This is a genomic window from Nocardia sp. JCM 34519.1, from assembly GCF_020361265.1.
Classification (GTDB): Bacteria; Actinomycetota; Actinomycetes; order Mycobacteriales; family Mycobacteriaceae; genus Nocardia; species Nocardia arthritidis_A.
Genome location: NZ_JAIRBR010000009.1, coordinates 245,902 through 264,908, shown reverse-complemented (window position 1 = coordinate 264,908; position 19,007 = coordinate 245,902). Strand labels below are relative to the sequence as shown.

Below are 19,007 nucleotides of genomic sequence, written 5' to 3'. Positions count from 1 at the left end.
CTCAGTCCACCAGGGCAATGGCGGTTGGTGCGTCTTCTGGGGTTTCGGCGAGTTCTTCGAATTCGTTGATGTTGTCAATCTCCTGGCCCATGGAGACGTTGGTGATGCGTTCGAGGATGACTTCGACCACCACCGGGACGCGATACTCGGTGAGGAGTTTTTTGGCGTCTTCGAAGGCTTGGGCGAGTTGGTCGGGTTCGAAGACGCGGATTGCTTTGCAGCCCAGCCCTTCGGCGACTTTCAGGTGGTCGACGCCGTAGCCGCCGACTTCGGGGCTGTTGATGTTGTCGAAGTCGAGTTGGACGTAATAGTCCATGTCGAACTGGCGTTGGGCTTGGCGGATCAACCCCAGATACGAGTTGTTCACCACGACATGGATATACGGGATGTGGAACTGGGCGCCCACAGCGAGTTCTTCGATGAGGAACTGGAAGTCGTAGTCACCCGACAAAGCGACCACGGTGGCGTCGGGGTCGGCGGTCGCCACCCCCAACGCGGCAGGCAACGTCCACCCGAGTGGCCCGGCTTGTCCGGCGTTGATCCAATGCCGGGGCCGATACACGTGCAACAGTTGCGCGGCTTGGATTTGGGACAGACCGATGGTGGACACATAACGCACATCGCGGCCGAACGCCCGGTTCATCTCCTCATACACCCGTTGCGGTTTGATCGGCACATTCGCAAAATGGGTTTTGCGCAGGCCCTGCTGCTTGCGCGCGAGCACCTGTTCGGCCCACTCGCGCCGATCGGTCAGCTTGCCTTGGGCCGCTTGCTCTTCGGCGACCTCGATCAACACGCGCAATGCCGCGCCCGCATCGGAGACGATGCTGTAATCCGGGGCCAGGACCCGCCCGATCTGGGTGGGTTCGATATCGATATGCACGAAAGTGCGCCCACGCGTGTAGGTTTCAAGCCCTCCTGTGTGGCGGTTGGCCCACCGATTCCCGATCCCGAGCACGAAATCACTGGCCAACAACGACGCGTTGCCGTAGCGGTGCGAGGTCTGCAACCCCACCATGCCCGCGTGCAACCGGTGGTCATCAGGGATGGCACCCCACCCCATCAGGGTCGGCACCACCGGAATCCCGGTCAACTCAGCGAATTCCACCAACAGCTCCGACGCGTCGGCGTTGATAATCCCACCCCCGGCCACGATCAACGGCCGCTCGGCCGCGTTCAATATCGCCAGCACCTTCTCCGCTTGCGCGCGGGTCGCGGCCGGACGCTGCACCGGCAGCGGCTCGTAGGTGTCGATATCGAACTCGATCTCCGCCAGTTGCACATCGATCGGCAGATCGATCAACACCGGCCCGGGACGACCTTCCCGCATCAACCAGAACGCCTTAGCGAATGCCCCCGGCACCTGCGCGGCCTCCAGCACCGTGACCGCCCACTTGGCCACCGGTCCCGCGATCGCGGCGATATCAACCGCTTGGAAATCTTCCTTGTGCAGTTTGGCGACCGGTGCTTGCCCGGTGATGCACAGGATCGGGATGGAATCCGCACTCGCGGAATACAACCCGGTGACCATATCGGTTCCCGCCGGACCCGACGTCCCGACACAGACACCGATATTGCCCGCGCGAGCCCGGGTGTAGCCCTCGGCCATATGCGAGGCCGCCTCCACATGCCGCGCCAACACATGCCGAACCCCACCATGGGCCTTCATCGCACTGTAGAACGGATTGATCGCCGCCCCCGGCAACCCGAAAGCCTGAGTCGCCCCTTCCTTTTCGAGGATCAACACAGCCGCATCAACCGCACGCATCCGAACCATCGTCAGCTCTCCTTCGCCCGCCCGCTGAGCCGCTCCACCCCACGCAGCAGCGCGCTGTGGTCGAGCTCCCCATCGCCGTTCGCCTTGGCGGCGGCCATCAATTGGGTGACCAACGCGCCCACCGGCAGTACGACCCCGGCCTGCCGCGCGGCGTCGGATACGATGCCTAAATCCTTGTGGTGCAGGTTGATTCGGAATCCGGGCTGGAAGGTACGGGCCAGCATGGCGTCCTGTTTCAGCTCGAGCACCCGCGAACCGGCCAGCCCGCCGCCGAGCACCCGCAGCGCCGCCTCGGCGTCGACGCCGTATGCCTCCAGGAACACGATGGCCTCGGCCAGCGCCTGGATATTGGCGGCCACGATCAGTTGGTTGGCCGCCTTGACGGTCTGACCGGAGCCGCTGGGGCCAACGTGCACAACGGTTTTGCCCACCGCGTCGAAGATCGGCCGCGCCCGCTCGAAGTCGGCATCGGCGCCGCCGACCGCGATGGACAGTGTCGCGCCGACCGCGCCCGCCTCACCGCCGGAGACCGGTGCGTCCAGCATCCGGAGGCCGGATTCGGTTGCCTGACGGGCGAATTCGGCCGCGACGTCGGGACGTATGGTGGAGAAGTCGATGATCAGCGCGCCCGGTTCGGCGCTGTCGAAGACGCCCTTCTCGCCGGTCAGCACCGCGCGCACGTCGGGGGAGTCGGGCACCATCACGCAGATCACCTCAGCGCCGCGAACCGCGTCGGCGATCGAGGTCGCGGCGCGCCCGCCCGCCGCGACCAGCGGCGCGGCCTTCGCCGCCGTGCGGTTGTACCCGGCGACCCGGTGACCGGCATTGGCCAGGTGCACGGCCATCGGGCTGCCCATGATGCCCAATCCGATGAAGGCGATATCGAGCCCGCCCGTCGCCCGGCCACCGCCCCTCATCGAATCGCTTCGCGATGCTGTAGTCATTTTGTATCCCTAGAGTTGTTGCTGGACAATGGTTTTCAGTCGCCGTCGGCGGCGCGTCGGTCGCGCGGCAGCCAGTCGAAGCTGTCGGCGGTGGCACCGGAGGGCCGGTATTCGAGTCCCACCCAGCCGCGGTAGCCGCGAGTCCACAATTCGGTGAGCTGACGCGACAACGGCAGTTCGCCGCTGCCCGGTTCGTTCCGGCCCGGATGGTCGGCGATCTGGACGTGGGCGATCCGGCCGGTGTGTTCGGCGATGACCTTGTCGACATCGTCGCCGTTGACCGCCAGGTGGTAGAGGTCGGCGAGCAGTCCGAGATTCGTTGCGCCCGTGCCGGTCTGCACCCGGTCCAGGACGGCGAGGGCGTGGGCGGCGGTGCGCAGCGGGTAGCGGTCGGCGCCGCTGACCGGCTCGACGAGTACGGTGCCGCCGATGCGGTCGGCGGCCGTGGCCGCGGCGGCGAGGTTTTCCGTCGCCAACTCGTCCTGCTCATCCGCCGATACCCCGACGATCCGATTCCCGTAGAGCGCGTTGAAGTTCCGGCAACCGAGTCGTTCGCCGATCCCGATGGTGACGTCGATATTGTCGCGGAATTCCGCGGATCGGGCCGGCCAGGAGACCAATCCGCGACCGCCGCCCGGCATATCGCCCGCGGCGAAGTTCAGTCCGGCCAGCGCGACCCCCGCATCGGCGACGGCGCCGACGAACGCGTCGATCTCCGCGTCGCCGGGGACCGCGCTGTCGAACGGCCACCAGAACTCGACCGCGTCGAAGCCGGCCTGCCGCGCCGCCGCCGGGCGCGCGAGTACGGGTAGTTCGGTGAACAGGATCGAGCAGTTGACCTCATAGCGAAGCGTAGGCCACACGATAGCTCCTAAATTCCATAATACGGAAGAAATATTCTGATATACGGAATATGCTAGAAGCCTGACTCCGGCCCCGTCAAGGAATGCCGAAGGTGCCAAGCGGTTTCCGGCCGCATCCGGATGGGTCGGTAAACTTCCGCCATCCGGAAATATGGAAGAGGCGAGTTGGTGACCGAAACCAAGGGGCGCGGCGGCGTCCAGTCGATCGAGCGTGCGTTCGGGCTGCTCGAGGCCATGGCCGATGGGGGAGGGATGATGGGCCTTTCCCAGCTCGCCGCGGCGTCCGGCCTGCCGCTGCCGACCATCCACCGGCTGGTACGCACGCTCGTCGACCTCGGCTATCTGCGGCAGGAGCCCTCGCGTCAGTACGTGCTCGGCCCGAAGCTGATCAAACTGGGCGAAAGTTCGGCGCACATGCTCGGTGTGCGAGCCAGGCCGCAGCTGCAGCATCTCGTCGACGAACTGGGCGAATCCGCGAATATGGCCATGCTCGACGGCGACCAAGTGGTCTATGTCGCCCAGGTGCCGTCCCGGCATTCCATGCGCATGTTCACCGAGGTCGGCCGCAGGGTGCTGCCGCACTGCACCGCCGTCGGCAAGGTGCTGTTGGCGGGCATGCCCGCCGAGCAGGCCCGAGATCTGTTGCGGCGCACCGGCATGCCCCGCTACACCGAGCACACCGTCACCGACCCGGCCGAATTCGCCCGCCAGCTGGCGGCCGCCGCCCGCGACGGCTATGCCACCGACGACGGCGAACAGGAACTGGGTGTCCGCTGCGTCGCGGTGGCGATCCCGGACGCGCCCGCCAAACTGGCCGTGTCCATCTCCGGTCCGGTCGGCCGCATGTCCGAGGATCTGGTTCGCCGCGCGGTCCCGCTGCTCACCGAGGTGAGCCGCGCCCTGTCCGCCGACCTGAACTGAAGCGGCCGTCCCCGGTTCCGGACGCTTGCGCATCGGCGGCGCGGCTGCGATCCTCGTGCTCATGATCTTCGATGGAAAGGGCGTTTCGCGCCCGAGCCGGTGAGCCCCGACCAGGCCACGTTCGTGGCCCACGCACTATCGCTCGCCGCTCTGTACGGTCCCGGTCCCTGGCCGGGGGACGGGTATCCGCTTCCGGATGAAAAGCCCCGTGAGCACGGTCGATTCGTGCTGCCGAGCGTCGTGCTCGACGGTATCAGCACCCATCATCGCCGGGCCGCCGCACAGCCGGTGACCGAACTGGCCGACGGTGTGGTCGCCGGAATGGACGATCCGGCTCGGCTGCTGGAGCTCTTCGCGGGACTTTCGCCCGTGCGGATCGCCGACGATCTGGTGCGCGAGTTGCGCTCTCGCGACCTGCCGCGCGAAAAGCTGCGGCGGGCGGCGCGATTCGTCACCGAGAACGCCACCCGCAGGGAGGTGGCCAAGCTCGGTATCGTGCTGCTCGGTATCTGCGGCGATGAACGCGACCGCGAATTGCTGCAATTGCTGGGAACATTGGACGAGTTCGCGCTTTTCGCCGTCGTCGCGCTGCTGCGAACCCAAACCGACGGTCAACGCGCGGTTTTCGAGTTGGCGCGCCAGCTCGTCGGCTGGGGCCGCATCCACGCGGTCGAGCGGTTGGCGGGCTGTAGCGATCCTGATATCCGAGCTTGGTTGCTGCGCAGCGGGTTTCGCAACGATGTGATGGACGAGTATCTCGCCTATATCGCGGCGACGACCGGCGGCCTGTACGAGGCCCTGCTGGACGATACCGTCGACGACGAACTGCTCGACGGGGCCGCGGGCATCCTGCGGGCGCTCGCCTTCGGCGGCCCCGCCGAGGATATGCGCGACTACCCGGACGCCGTCGCGGCCATGCACCGCTTCGCCGAATTGGTCGATCGCGCCGACCCGACCATCGTGCGGCTCGATGCGGCACTCACCATCGAAAGATGGTTGTCCAACGCGGATTTCGACTGGCCGGACGGCGAACCCGGTCGGCTTCGGGTCCGCTACGCAGCGCTGTTGTTCAGCGGCTACCGGATTCCGCGACGACGGTGGCGCGAGTTGGTCACCGGTGTGCTCGCGGGTAATCCTGCCGTCGGGGGCGAGGGGCATATCTTCGAGACCGCGCTGTCCTGCGCGGGCAGGCTCGGCGTCGACGCATTGCCGGACGCCATCGCACGATTGCGCATCGAACCCGACAACGCCTATGTCTGGCAGTGGGCGATGCGGCACGCGGGCGCGGATCGGATCGGCGAGGTCGTCGAACTCGCCGAACAGCTGCTGCCGCTTGCCGAGCTGTCCCACGGCCCGTCCGAATCACTGGGCATCGGCCGGGAATTCGCGGCCGACCGGGTGCTCGAGATCGTCGTCGGACGGCTGCGCGAGCATCCGGGCATCGGCGCGGGCCTGCTGCCCGTGGCGCTCGCGAACCGGGTCATCCGCTGCCGCCGTGCCGCGCTGACCACCCTCGCCGCCTGGCCGCCCACGGCGCGCCCGGCCGCATCGGGCGAATGGGTCGCGGCCGCCGCGGAGTGGGAGATCGACCCCGAGCTGCGTCGGGAGATGCTGGCATTCCTGACCGGATGAGCCGGATCGCCTGTGCGCCAGGCTATTTGGTGATTGCGGCTCACCAGCCGAGTCGTCCGGCGTTGCGCTATATGATATAACGTTTGCCAGCCTGGGTGCGGATCCGCGCGCCGAAGGTTCATGCGCCACCGCCGTGCCGGTGGCGCCGACAACAGGGAAATCATCGATGAGTCACGAGAATTCGCGCACCGCCGGGGTACTGGCGAGCTGTCTCGCCGCCGTACTGCTCGGCGTCGCGCCCGCGCATGCCGACCGGCCGGAGGTCCGGCCGTTCATCCTCGCGAATGGTGGTATGCAGCAGGCATTTTCCACCGAGGGCCTGACGAATCAGACGTGCGTCGCCGATCGAATGCTGCCGCCGACGCACCCTTACCTCGAGAATACGATCGCATCGATGTGGGCCGCGTTCGAAACCGGCGCGGATATCGTCGAATTCGATATCCGGCCGACCGCCGACCGCCGATTCGCGGTCACCCACGAGTGGGATCTGGAATGTCGCACCGACGGAAAGGGAAAGACCAGCGATCATACGCTGGCGCAGCTGCAAACCCTCGACGTCGGCTACCGCTACACCGCCGACGGCGGAAAGACCTATCCGTTCCGCGGCAAGGGAATCGGCCTGATGCCCTCACTCGAGCAGGTGCTCGACACCTTTCCGGACAAGCACCTGCTCATCGATATGAAGAGTAATGAACCGGCCGATGGGCAGCAGTTGGCGACCGCATTGTCCACCTTGTCCGAGGGACGCAGGAAGCTGCTCGGCGTAGAGGGTGGTGACAAGTCGATTGCCGCACTGCGGCAACAACTTCCGGATATGCGGGTCACCTCGCGGGCTATTATCGCGGACTGTGTCGCGACCTTCGCCGCAACCGGTTGGCACGGTGACGTCCCGCAGTCGTGCAAAAATATCGAGCTCCTGCTGCCCGATAAGATCGCTCCCATGCTGTGGGGCTGGCCGAACGATTTCATCGAGCTCATGGCGGACAACGACACCATCGTCGTTATCGAAAAGGGCGACGGCACCGAGGAATTCTCCAGCGGCTTCGACTCACCCGAGGATCTCCAGCGGCTGCCGCCGGGTTATCGGGGTGGGGTGTGGACCAATCACGTCGACCGAATCGCGCCGGTATTCAACCGCAATTGACACCGCCGAGAATGGCACGCGCCTCCGCCGCGTTCTCCATGAGATGGATGCGCACCGCGGTGCGCACCCCGTCGGCATCGCGGTCGCACGCCGCGTCGACGATGGCTTGATGACGGCGCCGGTGCCGGTCGACATCGACCGCGGCGGCGTCGATCGGGTCGAAGGTGAGCCGGGTGAACCGGTCCGCCGCGTCCCAGAGCGCGTGCACCGCGCGCAGATCCCATTCGGTCGCGGCGGGCCGCAGCGCCAGCTCGTGGAATTCCCGATCGTGTGCCCAGCTCCGCTCGGTGATCGGCGTGCGGAAGGTCGCGTCGAGCAGCCGTTGCAGGCGCGCGAGATCGGCGGGGGTGAGCAGCGGCACGGATTCGGCCGCCAACTGCGGCTCGATCGAGATCCTGAGCCGGTAGATCGACTCCAGGTCGTGCGCGTCGAGTGCGGTGAGCACCCTACCATGCGAGCTGAGCAGTCCCTGAGTTCGCAACTGGCGCAATGCTTCTCGAACCGGTAGTTCGCCGACGCCGAGCTGTTCGGTCAGCGTTCGCGCCGCGATGGCCGCACCCGGTGCCAGCTCGCCGCCGATGACGCGGCGGCGGATCTCGTGCAGTACCTGATCGACCGCGGGCACCTGTCCTGCCGTGTCGTCCATTTCGCCTCCAGCACATCGCGATTGCGTCTATACGATATAGCGCAGCCGGGCCTCGATTCGCCGCCCACTAGGCTGGTGGCATCCATATCGCGATACCGGATCGGAGGACCATGGCCACCCGCGGGGAAGGTGCGGCGCTCGTTCGCCCGCTGGCGGATAAATCCCTGGCTCAGCAGGTCGCCACCGAGATCCGGCGCTCGATCGTCTTCGGGGTGCTGCGGCCGGGCCAAGCCTTTTCGGTGCGCGAGATCGCCGCGCAGCTGAACGTCAGCTTTATTCCGGTGCGAGAGGCGTTGCGCGAGTTGGAATCTCAGGGCCTGGTGATCAACCGGCCCGGCCGCAGCCCGCTCGTCGCGCCGCTGTCCGCGGCGGATCTGCGCGGTATCTTCCGGCTGCGCGGGCTGATCGAGCCGGAACTCGGAGCGCGCGCCTGCCCGCTGCTCGACGTGGCGGCCCGGACCCGGCTGCACGAATTGATCGATCGGCTCACCGCACCGGCGGGCGCCGCCGACGAACGCTATGACGCCGAGTTGGAGTTCCACCTCGAACTGATCCGGCCTGCCGCGACGGCATGGGATATCCGGACATTGGACAACCTGTGGCATGCCGCCAGCCGCTATCGCTTCAACGGCGCGCGGGGGCGCGGCGTCGAACCGCGCGCCGATTCCTTTCGCGCGCTGGCCGACGCGGCGGATCCGGAACGCGCGCGAGCGGCCGTGCGGGTGCATCTCGACGCGCTGGAGGCCGACCTGCGGCGCGGATTGGACGCGACCGACGCGTAATTCGGCTATTTTCCGCCGCGGTCCGGTCGCTGCCGGAATTTAATTGCCGCGCAAGGCTATTCGGTATGCATAGTTCAATTATTGATCACCGGGCGGAGTTTGCCCGGCGAAGTGGCCGAATACCGACGGCGATCGAGTGGGCATTCGTCGAGCGATCCCCACTGATCCCCACTGCCGGATGCTATGGACTCGATCGCGGCGGGTGGTCACCCTGTTATTGCTGCGGCATATAACCAGATCGTGTGTCCGGCAGCCTAATCCGATTCCGGCGCGCGTCGTCCGATTGCGCGCGTTCTCGGCTGCTTCAATCAGAGGTGTTGTGTTCCATGAGAATTCAGCGATTTATCGAACTCCATAGTCAGTTCCCCGACCGGCTCCCGCGCGGGTCGGCGCGGTAGCCGGCCCGAGCGCACAGGAGAGACCCCATGCGTACGGCAAGGATTACCGGGCTCGCCGCGGCGGTCGCGAGTCTGGCGCTCGGCGCGGCGATGGCGCTGGCGGCGCCGGGCGCCGCACCGCAACAGGCCGCGGCGGCATCGCCGACATCGGGCGGTATCAAGGTCGCCTACTACGACCAGTGGTCGGTATACGAAAACGCCTTCTATCTCAAGAGTCTCGATACCGAAGGCATCGCGGGCAAACTCGATTATCTGATCTACGATTTCGAGAACATCGACCCGACGAACCTGACCTGTTTCGAGGCGAACAAGGCGGCCAGTCAGGACGAGAACAATCCGAATGCCGGTGACGGCGCGGGCGATTCGTTCGCCGATTACGGAAAGACGTTCGACGGCTCGATCAGCGTCGACGGCACCACGGACGCCTGGAACGATCCGATCGTCGGAAACTTCAAGCAGCTCAAGGAATTGAAGGCGAAGTACCCCAATCTGAAGGTGCTGCTCTCGATCGGCGGTTGGACGTATTCGAAGTACTTCTCCGATGTTTCGGCCAGTGACGGCGCACGCAAGAAGTTCGTCTCCTCGTGTGTCGACATGTTCATGAAGGGAAATCTGCCCTCGCAGAACGGCTATGGCGGGCCGGGCACCGGCAAGGGGATCTTCGACGGCGTCGATCTCGACTGGGAGTACCCGGGCGGCGGCGGCCACCTGGGCAACCACGCGTCGAGCGCCGATAAGGCGAACTTCACCGCGCTGGCCGCCGAATTCCGCACCGAATTGGACGCGCAGGGCACCGCGGACAACAAGCACTACGCGCTGACCGCGGCCGTCTCGGCCGGGCAGGACAAGATCCGCAACTACGAGACCGAAAACCTCGGCAAATACCTGGATTTCGCCGATGTCATGACCTATGACATGCACGGCGGCTGGGAGGCGACCGGGCCCACCAACTTCCAGGATCCGATCTACAGCCGCCCGGACGACCCGATGACACCGGTCCCGCCGGGCACCGCCAAATACAATATCGACGAGGCGATCACCGCGTGGACCAGCGGCGACAGTGCGTATGGGATCGCGGGCGGCTTCCCGGCGAATAAGCTGACGCTCGGCTTCCCTACCTACTACCGCGGCTGGACGGGTGTCGCCGACGCGGGTCAGCACGGGGTGTTCCAGCCCGCGTCCGGTCCGGCGGCGGGCGCACCGCTGTCCGGGAATGTGCCGGGCATACGGATGTACAAGGAGCTGTCGGGTGTGGTCGACAATCCGGCCGACACCTTCTACGACGCCACCGCGCAGGCCGCCTACTTCTACGACGGCACGAACTGGTGGGGTGGTGACTCCATTCAGTCCATTCAGGCCAAGGTGGACTATCTGCACTGCCACGGCCTCGCCGGTGCGATGACGTATTCGCTGGAGGATTTGGACCCGGGCACAACGCTTTTCAATAAGCTCGTCGACGCGGTGAACGGTTCGGCGGGTGGCTGCACGCCGCCGACGAGTACGACGACGCCGCCGACCACCACCACGACAACGACGACGACAACAACGCCGCCGACCTCGACCACCACTACGACGACGACCACCACCACGACAACCCCGCCCGGTGGGACCGGAATCGTCAACGGTGACTTCGAAACCGGCGCGCTGACCCCGTGGACCTGCACGGGCAACCTCGGCTCGGTCGTCGCCACCCCGGTGCACGGTGGTAAACACGCGCTCTCGGGCGCGCCGAGCGCGACCGATACCGCCCAGTGCTCGCAAACCGTAACGGTCGCACCGAAACACACCTACACCCTGTCGGGCTGGGTGAACGGCAACTACGTCTATCTGGGCGTCACCGGTACGGGCGCTACCGACACGTCCACCTGGACTCCAGGCACCGGCGGTGCGTACCAACAGCTTTCGACCCAGTTCAGCACCGGCGCAAGCACCACGAGCGTCACGGTCTGGGTGCACGGCTGGTACGCACAGGGCCAGTACTACGTGGATGACGTCACGCTGAGTTAGCGTCTCCGAATGCGGATGTGGGCCCTACCCTGCGGGGGCCCACATTCGCGCGCCCGGATGCGTTGGGGCGCTTCAGGATTCGTGACCATCGACGGGAATGCCGAGATCGGTCAGGAAGGCCGTCGCCGCCGGCGTGCGGCCGGATTTGTTCCAGACGGCGTATTCGACGCGCGCCAATTCGTCGTTCACCTCGATGGCGACGACACCGGTCAGCTGCGGCACGTACGCGGCGGGCAGCATGGCGACGCCGAGGTTCTGCCGGACTAGCCGGACGATATAGTCCCCGGTGCTCACCTCGAAGGCGACGTCGCGATCCAGACCCGCGGCCGCGAACATCTGGTCGGATTCGGCGCGCCCGGCGGTCCCGGCAGGCAGGTCGACGAAGGGTTCGGCGGCGAGCGTGCGCAGATCCACCGCCGGTTCGGCGGCGAGCGGATGGTCCGGCGCGACCACCGCGACGAGCCGGTCGCTGGCCAGTTCGTGCGCCGCGACGCCCTCGGGCCGCGCCGTGATCGGCAGCCCGACGAAGGCCACGTCGATCGTGCCCTGCCTGACCTGTTCGAGCAGGTCCTCGCTCGGGCGCACCCGCAGGCCGATGCGCACCCGCGGATACCGCTGACGGAACTGACGCAGCGCATTCGGTATATCGACGGCCGCGGCGGTGGAGATGACGCCGACCGCGAGCCGACCGCGCACCTCGCCGACGGCCGCGGCCACCTCGGCGCTCGCCCGCTCGGCGGCGTCGAGGCATTGCCGGGCGGCGGGTAGGAAGGCCGCACCGGCCGGTGTCAGGCGCACCCGGCGGCTGGTGCGCTCGAACAGTTTCGCGCCGAGTTCCCTTTCCAGCCGTGCGATTTGGTGACTGAGCGCGGACTGCACGACCAGGCACCGCTCGGCCGCCCTGGTGAAGCTGTTCGTCTCGGCGACGGCCAGGACATAGCGCAACTGCTGAAGCTCCATCGGCCAATCTTGTATGGAGATCGATGAGCTGGCAAACATGTGCCGAGCTCATCAATCTCGACCGGTCTGTCAGCTATCGAGTCAGCTCGGCGCATCCGTTGTCGAACGGGAGACCGTCGAAGCGCGCCTGCAGGAAGGCCGTCGCGGCGGGGACGAACAGGACACCTGCCGCCAAATGATTCGCGCCGGGATATTCCGTGTAGCGAACCGCGACACCTCGGCGGCAGTAATCGGCGGCCAGTGCGCGCTCGTCACCCGCGACCATGACGCCATCGCCGATGCCGTCGACATTGCCGCCACCGAGGTACAGCGGCACTTTCGGCGTGCCGGTCCGGCCCATCCTGGTCTGTTCGATCATCGGCGCGAGTGCCGGAATGGTGCGGTAGTCCGGATATTCCGGCCGCAGCAGCTGCTGCATCCGGAGGCCGGGGAATGCGGGACCGGTGGGTGGTACGCACTCGTCGGCGACCTGTGCGAACAGCTGCTTACCGTAATCCGACAGATACGGCGTCACGTCGATGCCGAATCCACGCGCCGCACCCTGAAATACGTAGGGCAGCAGCGACGCCCACTCCTGGGTGCCGTCCACGTAGTTGACGACGTTGGTGAGATCGACCGGATAGCCGCCGAGCGCGGCGCCGACGAGATTCAATTCGGGCGAATATGTCGGCGCCAGCTCTGCGGCGAATTCGGTGGGGATCGAACCGCCGGAGAAGCCGGACATGCCGACCGGAGTCGAGGATGGCGCACCGAGAGTGGTCAGCGCCGCGCGGATACCGTCCAGCGCGGCGTAACCCGACTTGTGTCCGGCCCCGTACGCGAGCTCGACACCCTCGTAATCGGTTGAGACAACGGTGAATCCGGCCGCCAGATACGCGGCGTAGATCGGCGCGTCCATCAGCGCGCTCGTGCCGCGACCGCCGCGCAGCGTGTAGGACGGATCACACTTGGCGCCGAGCGCGTCATATGCGGCCTGGTACGACATGATCCGCAGCGGTCCCGAATTCGACGGTGGCCGAATGATTGTCGTCACGGTCGCGGCGGGCTCACCGCGCTCGCCGGTGGTTCGGTAGAGCACCTGCGTCGCTTCCATCGGCAGTTGCGCGCCGCCCATCCCGATCGCGACGGTTCGGGTGCGCAGCACAGCGCCCGGGGTGGCGTCGGCCAGTCGGTCGGGGGCGCGGTAGAACGGGTCGTCCGTCGGCAGGATCAACCCGGTCTCGGCGCGCGCCGTCGGTCCGTCTACTGTCGAAAGCATCGGTAGCACAAGGAATGCCGCCAACATCGCCGCGGCCCGCAACCACGGCGAGCGCCGTGCGGTACTGCGTTCTGCATCGCTCACTGCTGAGTATCCTCGTTCTGTTGTCCGGCAGGAGGTCCAGTCGATTGTCAGGCTAACGAATATTTGAAAATTTGCATGACCATATTTTCGCGGGCCTGTCCAAGTTGAACAGCCTTCCCTGATCCGTTGTGCGCGTGGAGCATTGGCGACATCGCGCAGGAATCCCCGGCCCGGTTTCGATCGGTTGCACACACCGTGGCCGGTATCAATCGACAGGGGTAAGAGCTATGCGTCGTGTCACCGCAGTGGCATTCATCATGGGTTGCGCACTCGCCTCGGCGGGCGTCGCCTCGGCGAATCCGCCCGGAACCGGTTCCGCCGGCTCGGCGGGTGGGCCGCCCGCGTCGTATTCGTTGCGGGACTACGCATTACCCGCCGGCAATCAGGGTACGGTCGGTTGCGTCAGCGGTTGGGCCACCGGCTACACCGGTTACGGGGTGCTGATGAACGAGCAGAATATTTCCGGCGGGCCGATGGCGCCGATGTATGTCTGCTCCCAACTCCCGGACAGTCCCTGGCTGAACGACGTGCTGACCCTCGAACAGCAGCAGGGTATCGATACCGCGGACGACTACGGGGATAGCGGCGGCAAGCCCACCGACGAGCAGCGGGCGAATGCCGCGCACTACAAGCTTTCGGGCTTCCGGGATTTGTCCAACGGTGACCGGGCGGCCCAGGTGAAGGACGCGATCGCGGGCGGTCTGCCGGTCGTCATCGGATTCGAGGTGCGGGAAAGCTTCGAGAACTTGACCAAGGACAACTTCCGCTACGATCCGAAGCCCAGCGAGCGGATCCTCGGCGGCCACGCCGTGACGATCGTCGCATATGACGAAAACTCCGTCACCATCGAGAACACCTGGGGGACCGGTTGGGGTGACAGTGGATTCTTCACCGCGCCTTGGTCTTTCATCACCGGCAACGATGTCGACGAGCTCTACTCGATGGGCCCGATAGCCACCGCGTGAGCCGGGCGTTCAACCGGAGATCCGCCCAGTCGAACATCGGCACCACAGCTTTTGGGGCGTTTGCCCGGTTCGCCGACCTTGTAGCGTCGCTACGGGTTGGGTCGGACAAGAGAGTGCGTGATGGTGCTGGTGAGCGGTCGGCTGCGGCTGACAGTGGGTGTATTGCTGGCCGCCGTGGCCGCGCTGCTGGTGATGTCGGCGTGTTCGTCGAAGGAATCCAATTCGGGTGCGTCGGCGACGAGTTCGGCCAGCAATACCTCGGTGACGCCGAGTCAGACAGCGCCGCAAGGGAATCCGAACGGATCGCCGGACCGCGGTAAACCGCGGGCCGACAGCGGTTCCGGAACCGATGGCTGCGGCAACAGTTGCGGTACGGACAGCGACCAAACCGTCGCGCCGGCGACCACCGCGTTGGACCACTGTGGCATCGAATACTGCGGCGCGCCCGCCGGAGACCAGAACCAAACGGCCGCGCCGACCACGACGGCGTTGGATCACTGCGGCATCGAGTACTGCGGCGCGCCGGGTGGCGACAACTACGTGAAGTGCACGGACAAGATCAACTACGCGGGTGACCCGCGGTCGAATGCCGAGATCAACATTATCGGCGAGCGAGATGGCAAGTGCCCGGAGCCGATTCGGATCACGACGGCCCCGGCGCGGCCGTCCGCGACCACATCCGCCGCGCCCAAACCGACGCCCGCGGTCACGACGACGACGAAGTAGCTCGGGCCAGGAGCGGTCCTACTTGCGCCAGAAAAAGTGGTGCACCACCCCGCTCGGGCTCGGGATCTGTTCCAGGTGAAAGCGGTCGGTGAGCTCATCGGGGCTCGTCCACAGCCTTTCGCCGCGGCCGAGCTCGATCTTCGATACCGCGACGTGCATGGTGTCGATCAGATCGGCGGCGAGGAATTCCCGGACCGTCGCGACCCCGCCGCCGATGCGCACATCCTTGCCGTCGGCGGCCTCGAAGGCCCGCGCCAGCGCGTCCTTCGCGGACATATCGATGAAGTGGAATGTGGTCTGGCCCAGCGTGAACGAGGGCCGCACATGGTGGGTCAGGACGAAAACCGGTGTACGGAACGGCGGTTCGTCGCCCCACCAGCCCTGCCAGTCGTAGTTCTCCCACGGTCCGCGCTGCGGGCCGAACTTGTTGCGGCCCATGATCTCCGCGCCGATGTTGTTGGTGAAGTCGCGGGTGCAGTAGTCGTCGAGGCCGTAGCTGCCGCCCGGATCGGTCCGGTTGGGCCAATGCGCGGTGGCGCCCGCCCATGAGCCGATGAGTGCGGCCGGATCGGCATGGCCGAACGGGCGTTCCAGGCTTTGGCCCTCGCCGGAGCCGTATCCATCGCTGGACACCGTGAAGTTCTGTACGCGGACCAACTGTTTCATGGGAGTCCCTTCTGATTGCAACTTGCAACTGGTTTTGAATATACCTAGACTGATCTCATGGCGCAACCAGTTGTTTACGACAAGTTGCCGGTGCCGCGTGGCAAGTCGGGCTGTCCGATCAATATGACGGTCGAACTGCTCGGGGACCGGTGGAGCCTGATCGTCTTGCGCGACATCATGTTCAGCGGCAACACCCATTTCCGGGAGCTGCTGGCCGGATCCATGGAGGGCATCGCGTCGAATATCCTGGCGGCCCGCCTCGCCAAGCTCGTCGCCGCGGGCCTGCTCACCCGCCGTGACGATCCGAGCCATCGGCAGAAGGTCGAATACCGCCTCACCGAGGCGGCGATCCAGCTCGTCCCGGTGCTGGCCCAGCTGGGCGCGTGGGGCGCGCGCTGGTTGGATACGACGCCGGAGCTGACGGTGCGAGCCGAACTGCTCGCGGCGGGCGGGCCGCCGCTGTGGGACCGATTCATGGACGAGCTGCGCGCCACCCACCTCGCGGGCGCGCCGTCACCCACCGATGGTGTGCTCGCCGAATTGACCGCCGCCTATCTCGCGGCCGTCGGCGGCGAAAACTAGGCGCTCGCACCATATTTCGGTGCCACGCTGACTCCGGATGTCGGCTCCCCACTACTCCAACTGGGGTTTCATCGCGGCGACGGCTCGGTTTACCTTCCGATTAGCGGGATTTTTCCGTCCCTTTGGAGGAGCCGATATGCCCCGTATTCTCAGCCGTGCCAGGGTGTTACCCGCCGTAGCCGCGGCAGTCGTTGCGCCCGTTGTCATTTCACTCGCATGTACGGGTTCGGTATACGCCGACCCGGCCATGGCGCCCGAGCGGCAGCTGGCCGACTCGATCCACGCGCCGAATATCAAGCGGCACTTGGAACAATTGCAGACCATCGCCGACGCCAACGGCGGCATCCGCGCCGCGGGCACCCCCGGCCAGAACGCCTCGCGCGACTATGTGGCCGAAAAGCTGCGCGGTGCGGGCTATCTGGTGACCGTGCAGGAGTTCGACTTCCCGTTCTTCCAAGAGCGGTCGACCGCGGCCATGGAACAGATCGCACCCGACCCCAAGACCTATCGGCCGACCCCGCCGAACAGCAGTGAACCCGGAGATTTTGCCACGCTCACCTATTCGGGCTCCGGTGAGACGAAGGCGACCGTGCAGGCCGTCAACCTCACCCTGCCGCCCGGCTCGCAGCCGAACAGCTCGGCCTCCGGCTGCACGGCCGCGGATTTCGCCGGATTCGGCAAGGGCAATATCGCCCTGGTTCAGCGCGGCACCTGTTCCTTCGGCGACAAGGCGCGAAATGCTCAGGCGGCGGGCGCATCCGGCGTGATCGTCTTCAACGAAGGCCAGCCGGGCCGCACCGACGCGTTCACCGGAACCCTCGGCGGTCCCGGCATCACCATCCCGGTGGTCGGCGCGAGCTTCGCCGTCGGTCAGGAACTTGCCGCCGCGAAGGCGGTCATCCGGCTGAAGACCGATACCGAGAGCACTACCCGCAAGACGTCCAATGTGGTGGCCGAGACCGGACAGGGCGATGCCGACAAGGTCGTAATGGCCGGGGCCCACCTGGATTCCGTGCTCGCAGGTCCGGGCATCGACGACAACGGTTCGGGCAGTGCGGGTCTGCTCGAGGTCGCGCTGCGACTGGCCGGGGTGCCGACGCGGAACAAGGTCCGGTTCGCTTGGTGGAGCGCCGAGGAGCTGGGACTGCTCGGCTCCGATCACTACGTGAAGAGCCTGTCCGACGCCGATCGTAAGAAGATCGGGCTCTACCTCAATTTCGACATGATCGCGTCACCGAACTTCGCGTACAAGATCCACGATGGCGCTGCGGGACCCGCCGGGTCCGCCGAGATCGAGAAGACCTTCGCCGACTACTTCGACTTCCTCGGTCTGCCGCACGTCCCGGCGGCGCTCGACGGCCGCTCGGATTACGGGCCGTTCATGACGGCGGGAATTCCGGTCGGCGGGCTGTTCACCGGTGCCGAGGGCATCAAGACGCCCGAGGAGCAGGAGATGTTCGGCGGCGAGGCGGGCAAACCGTACGACCCCTGCTACCACAGCGCTTGCGATACGGTCGCCAATATCGACGACACGGCGTTGACCGTGAATACCGCCGCCATCGCCTACTCGATCGCGACCTTCGCGTTCAGTGAGAACCTGCCCGGCGCCGGGGCCGCGCCGGAGGCGGCGTCACAGCGGCAGGAGACGGCCGTCGTCGAATCCGCCAACTGACGCGACACATCGCCCCTCGTAACTCGCTGCCGCACAGTGAGTTACGAGGGGCATTGGCGTTGTCCGATTCGCCCGGTCTCGGGCTCTTGATCGTTGGCGGTGGCGAAAGTGGTTGGGCCGTAGCTCGTTTGGCTGCGGATGGCCGATCCGGCAATGCTTGCCATCCGTGGGGATGGCGGTGATCACATTTTCGCCAAATGCAAGAAGTTAGCCGGGCTACTTACGTATGTCATGGCTGGCAACCTCCGATTGTGAACATCGCATCAAGGTGTAGGCGTTGTCCTTGCGATCCTCGGCGAAATGTGTGCGTCTGCCTCGAGGTTGAATAAATACCGACAAGTTGGTTTTTGAAAAATTGCATATAGCTCGTGAATTCGGCATGAACTGCGGATTCTCGGCGGGATGGCCGTGCTCACGGAGATCGTTGACGTATCAGTAATTAGGAGATGATTATCGCGTATTGACGGCAACTACGTGTTACGTTGTGTAACAAGGTGTTTCGTGGGCGGCGCAGACTTGGAATAGCCATCGGTTCGCCCTGGAACCGACCGATCCGGCCCGGCGGGGCGGCGGATTGCGTTGCCTCCGAAGCAGGAGTACTGATGGCGTGGAGCCAAGCGGATCCGGTCAACGCTTGTGCGGCTGCACAAATCGAGAGACGCGACGGTCTCGATAGCTAGATTCTGGAGGACATGTGACCGCAGCTTTTGTCGTGGGGGAACGAGTAAGCGAAATGTTCCGGCGCGGGCTGCACGTCACCGAGATAGACGTCGATATCCCGTTGCTGGACTATGGACTGGACTCGGTGCGTTCGGCCGAACTGGTGATCGAGTTGGAGCGTACGTTCGGCGTCGAGATCACCGATGTGGAGGCGGCGGAACTGCACACCGCGCGTGACGTAATCGACTGTGTGACAACGAAAATGGGGCACACAGGGGTCGGTGCCTGAGCCGTGTTGCCACTGAATCCCGACTCGGGCG

General features: G+C 65.7%; 17 protein-coding genes. 10 read left to right on the top strand and 7 right to left on the bottom strand.

The genetic code is table 11. From position 1 onward, the window contains the following. Window position 1: 1 nt before the first annotated feature. The 3 genes from gcl to LGY53_RS23380 form a co-directional block, all read right to left on the bottom strand. Entirely contained in the window at window positions 2–1,777 is a 1,776-nt protein-coding gene (gene gcl, locus LGY53_RS23390) for a glyoxylate carboligase (protein WP_225728827.1), read from the bottom strand. Window positions 1,778–1,779: 2 nt separating this feature from the next. Next, window positions 1,780–2,694, bottom strand: coding sequence for a 2-hydroxy-3-oxopropionate reductase (locus LGY53_RS23385; RefSeq protein WP_225728898.1), 915 nt, complete (start codon window positions 2,692–2,694; stop codon window positions 1,780–1,782). 62 nt (window positions 2,695–2,756) lie between these two features. Next, window positions 2,757–3,584, bottom strand: coding sequence for a hydroxypyruvate isomerase family protein (locus LGY53_RS23380; protein ID WP_225728826.1), 828 nt, complete (start codon window positions 3,582–3,584; stop codon window positions 2,757–2,759). A 168-nt stretch (window positions 3,585–3,752) separates the two neighbouring features. On the opposite strand from LGY53_RS23380, the gene LGY53_RS23375 reads away from it, so the two are divergent. The 3 genes from LGY53_RS23375 to LGY53_RS23365 all read left to right on the top strand — a co-directional run bounded on the left by LGY53_RS23375 (window position 3,753) and on the right by LGY53_RS23365 (window position 7,281). Beyond that, window positions 3,753–4,505 (top strand): IclR family transcriptional regulator, encoded by a 753-nt coding sequence (locus LGY53_RS23375; RefSeq protein ID WP_374111220.1) that lies wholly within the window; start codon window positions 3,753–3,755, stop codon window positions 4,503–4,505. 225 nt (window positions 4,506–4,730) lie between these two features. Then, window positions 4,731–6,137, top strand: coding sequence for a hypothetical protein (locus tag LGY53_RS23370; RefSeq protein WP_225728824.1), 1,407 nt, complete (start codon window positions 4,731–4,733; stop codon window positions 6,135–6,137). Window positions 6,138–6,303: 166 nt separating this feature from the next. Then, a complete protein-coding gene (locus tag LGY53_RS23365) occupies window positions 6,304–7,281 on the top strand; it encodes a glycerophosphodiester phosphodiesterase family protein (protein ID WP_225728823.1) in 978 nt (325 codons plus the stop codon). On the opposite strand, the gene LGY53_RS23360 is transcribed toward LGY53_RS23365, so the two are convergent. Further along, a complete protein-coding gene (locus LGY53_RS23360; RefSeq protein ID WP_225728822.1) occupies window positions 7,268–7,927 on the bottom strand; it encodes a GntR family transcriptional regulator in 660 nt (219 codons plus the stop codon). The genes LGY53_RS23365 and LGY53_RS23360 overlap by 14 nt on opposite strands. Window positions 7,928–8,037: 110 nt before the next feature. Between LGY53_RS23360 and LGY53_RS23355 the strand changes: the two genes are divergently transcribed. After that, window positions 8,038–8,709 carry a GntR family transcriptional regulator gene (locus LGY53_RS23355; protein ID WP_225728821.1) on the top strand — a complete coding sequence of 224 codons (672 nt, stop codon included), beginning with the start codon at window positions 8,038–8,040 and terminating at the stop codon, window positions 8,707–8,709. A 425-nt stretch (window positions 8,710–9,134) separates the two neighbouring features. After that, entirely contained in the window at window positions 9,135–11,114 is a 1,980-nt protein-coding gene (locus LGY53_RS23350; RefSeq protein WP_225728820.1) for a glycosyl hydrolase family 18 protein, read from the top strand. Between the two features lie 72 nt (window positions 11,115–11,186). Here the strand turns inward: LGY53_RS23350 and LGY53_RS23345 are convergent, their stop codons facing one another. Together LGY53_RS23345 and LGY53_RS23340 are read right to left on the bottom strand one after the other, a co-directional pair. Beyond that, window positions 11,187–12,074, bottom strand: coding sequence for a LysR family transcriptional regulator (locus LGY53_RS23345; protein ID WP_225728819.1), 888 nt, complete (start codon window positions 12,072–12,074; stop codon window positions 11,187–11,189). Between the two features lie 73 nt (window positions 12,075–12,147). Beyond that, window positions 12,148–13,416, bottom strand: a complete 1,269-nt coding sequence (locus tag LGY53_RS23340; RefSeq protein WP_225728818.1) for a lipase family protein — start codon at window positions 13,414–13,416, stop codon at window positions 12,148–12,150. Window positions 13,417–13,643: 227 nt separating this feature from the next. Between LGY53_RS23340 and LGY53_RS23335 the strand changes: the two genes are divergently transcribed. Together LGY53_RS23335 and LGY53_RS23330 are read left to right on the top strand one after the other, a co-directional pair. Beyond that, window positions 13,644–14,381, top strand: a complete 738-nt coding sequence (locus LGY53_RS23335) for a C1 family peptidase (RefSeq protein ID WP_225728817.1) — start codon at window positions 13,644–13,646, stop codon at window positions 14,379–14,381. A 120-nt stretch (window positions 14,382–14,501) separates the two neighbouring features. Further along, the gene (locus LGY53_RS23330) at window positions 14,502–15,107 is read left to right on the top strand and encodes a hypothetical protein (RefSeq protein WP_374111224.1); all 606 of its coding nucleotides are present in this window, start codon (window positions 14,502–14,504) and stop codon (window positions 15,105–15,107) included. An 18-nt stretch (window positions 15,108–15,125) separates the two neighbouring features. Here the strand turns inward: LGY53_RS23330 and LGY53_RS23325 are convergent, their stop codons facing one another. After that, on the bottom strand, window positions 15,126–15,773 hold the full coding sequence (locus LGY53_RS23325) for a dihydrofolate reductase family protein (RefSeq protein WP_225728815.1): 648 nt from the start codon (window positions 15,771–15,773) through the stop codon (window positions 15,126–15,128). 57 nt (window positions 15,774–15,830) lie between these two features. On the opposite strand from LGY53_RS23325, the gene LGY53_RS23320 reads away from it, so the two are divergent. The 3 genes from LGY53_RS23320 to LGY53_RS23310 all read left to right on the top strand — a co-directional run bounded on the left by LGY53_RS23320 (window position 15,831) and on the right by LGY53_RS23310 (window position 18,976). Then, window positions 15,831–16,355: a helix-turn-helix domain-containing protein gene (locus LGY53_RS23320; protein WP_225728814.1), complete on the top strand. Its 525-nt coding sequence runs from the start codon at window positions 15,831–15,833 to the stop codon at window positions 16,353–16,355. A gap of 136 nt (window positions 16,356–16,491) precedes the next feature. Then, window positions 16,492–18,027, top strand: a complete 1,536-nt coding sequence (locus LGY53_RS23315; RefSeq protein ID WP_225728813.1) for a M28 family metallopeptidase — start codon at window positions 16,492–16,494, stop codon at window positions 18,025–18,027. Window positions 18,028–18,721: 694 nt separating this feature from the next. Next, on the top strand, window positions 18,722–18,976 hold the full coding sequence (locus LGY53_RS23310) for an acyl carrier protein (protein ID WP_225728812.1): 255 nt from the start codon (window positions 18,722–18,724) through the stop codon (window positions 18,974–18,976). Window positions 18,977–19,007 lie beyond the last annotated feature (31 nt).

What these genes read in the sequence shown, in the direction of transcription:
- gcl (WP_225728827.1), bottom strand. Translation starts at nt 1,777, where the DNA reads ATGGTTCGGATGCGTGCGGTTGATGCGGCTGTGTTGATCCTCGAAAAG.
- LGY53_RS23385 (WP_225728898.1), bottom strand. Translation starts at nt 2,694, where the DNA reads ATGAGGGGCGGTGGCCGGGCGACGGGCGGGCTCGATATCGCCTTCATC.
- LGY53_RS23365 (WP_225728823.1), top strand. Translation starts at nt 6,304, where the DNA reads ATGAGTCACGAGAATTCGCGCACCGCCGGGGTACTGGCGAGCTGTCTC.
- LGY53_RS23360 (WP_225728822.1), bottom strand. Translation starts at nt 7,927, where the DNA reads ATGGACGACACGGCAGGACAGGTGCCCGCGGTCGATCAGGTACTGCAC.
- LGY53_RS23355 (WP_225728821.1), top strand. Translation starts at nt 8,038, where the DNA reads ATGGCCACCCGCGGGGAAGGTGCGGCGCTCGTTCGCCCGCTGGCGGAT.
- LGY53_RS23350 (WP_225728820.1), top strand. Translation starts at nt 9,135, where the DNA reads ATGCGTACGGCAAGGATTACCGGGCTCGCCGCGGCGGTCGCGAGTCTG.
- LGY53_RS23345 (WP_225728819.1), bottom strand. Translation starts at nt 12,074, where the DNA reads ATGGAGCTTCAGCAGTTGCGCTATGTCCTGGCCGTCGCCGAGACGAAC.
- LGY53_RS23335 (WP_225728817.1), top strand. Translation starts at nt 13,644, where the DNA reads ATGCGTCGTGTCACCGCAGTGGCATTCATCATGGGTTGCGCACTCGCC.
- LGY53_RS23330 (WP_374111224.1), top strand. Translation starts at nt 14,502, where the DNA reads ATGGTGCTGGTGAGCGGTCGGCTGCGGCTGACAGTGGGTGTATTGCTG.
- LGY53_RS23325 (WP_225728815.1), bottom strand. Translation starts at nt 15,773, where the DNA reads ATGAAACAGTTGGTCCGCGTACAGAACTTCACGGTGTCCAGCGATGGA.
- LGY53_RS23320 (WP_225728814.1), top strand. Translation starts at nt 15,831, where the DNA reads ATGGCGCAACCAGTTGTTTACGACAAGTTGCCGGTGCCGCGTGGCAAG.
- LGY53_RS23315 (WP_225728813.1), top strand. Translation starts at nt 16,492, where the DNA reads ATGCCCCGTATTCTCAGCCGTGCCAGGGTGTTACCCGCCGTAGCCGCG.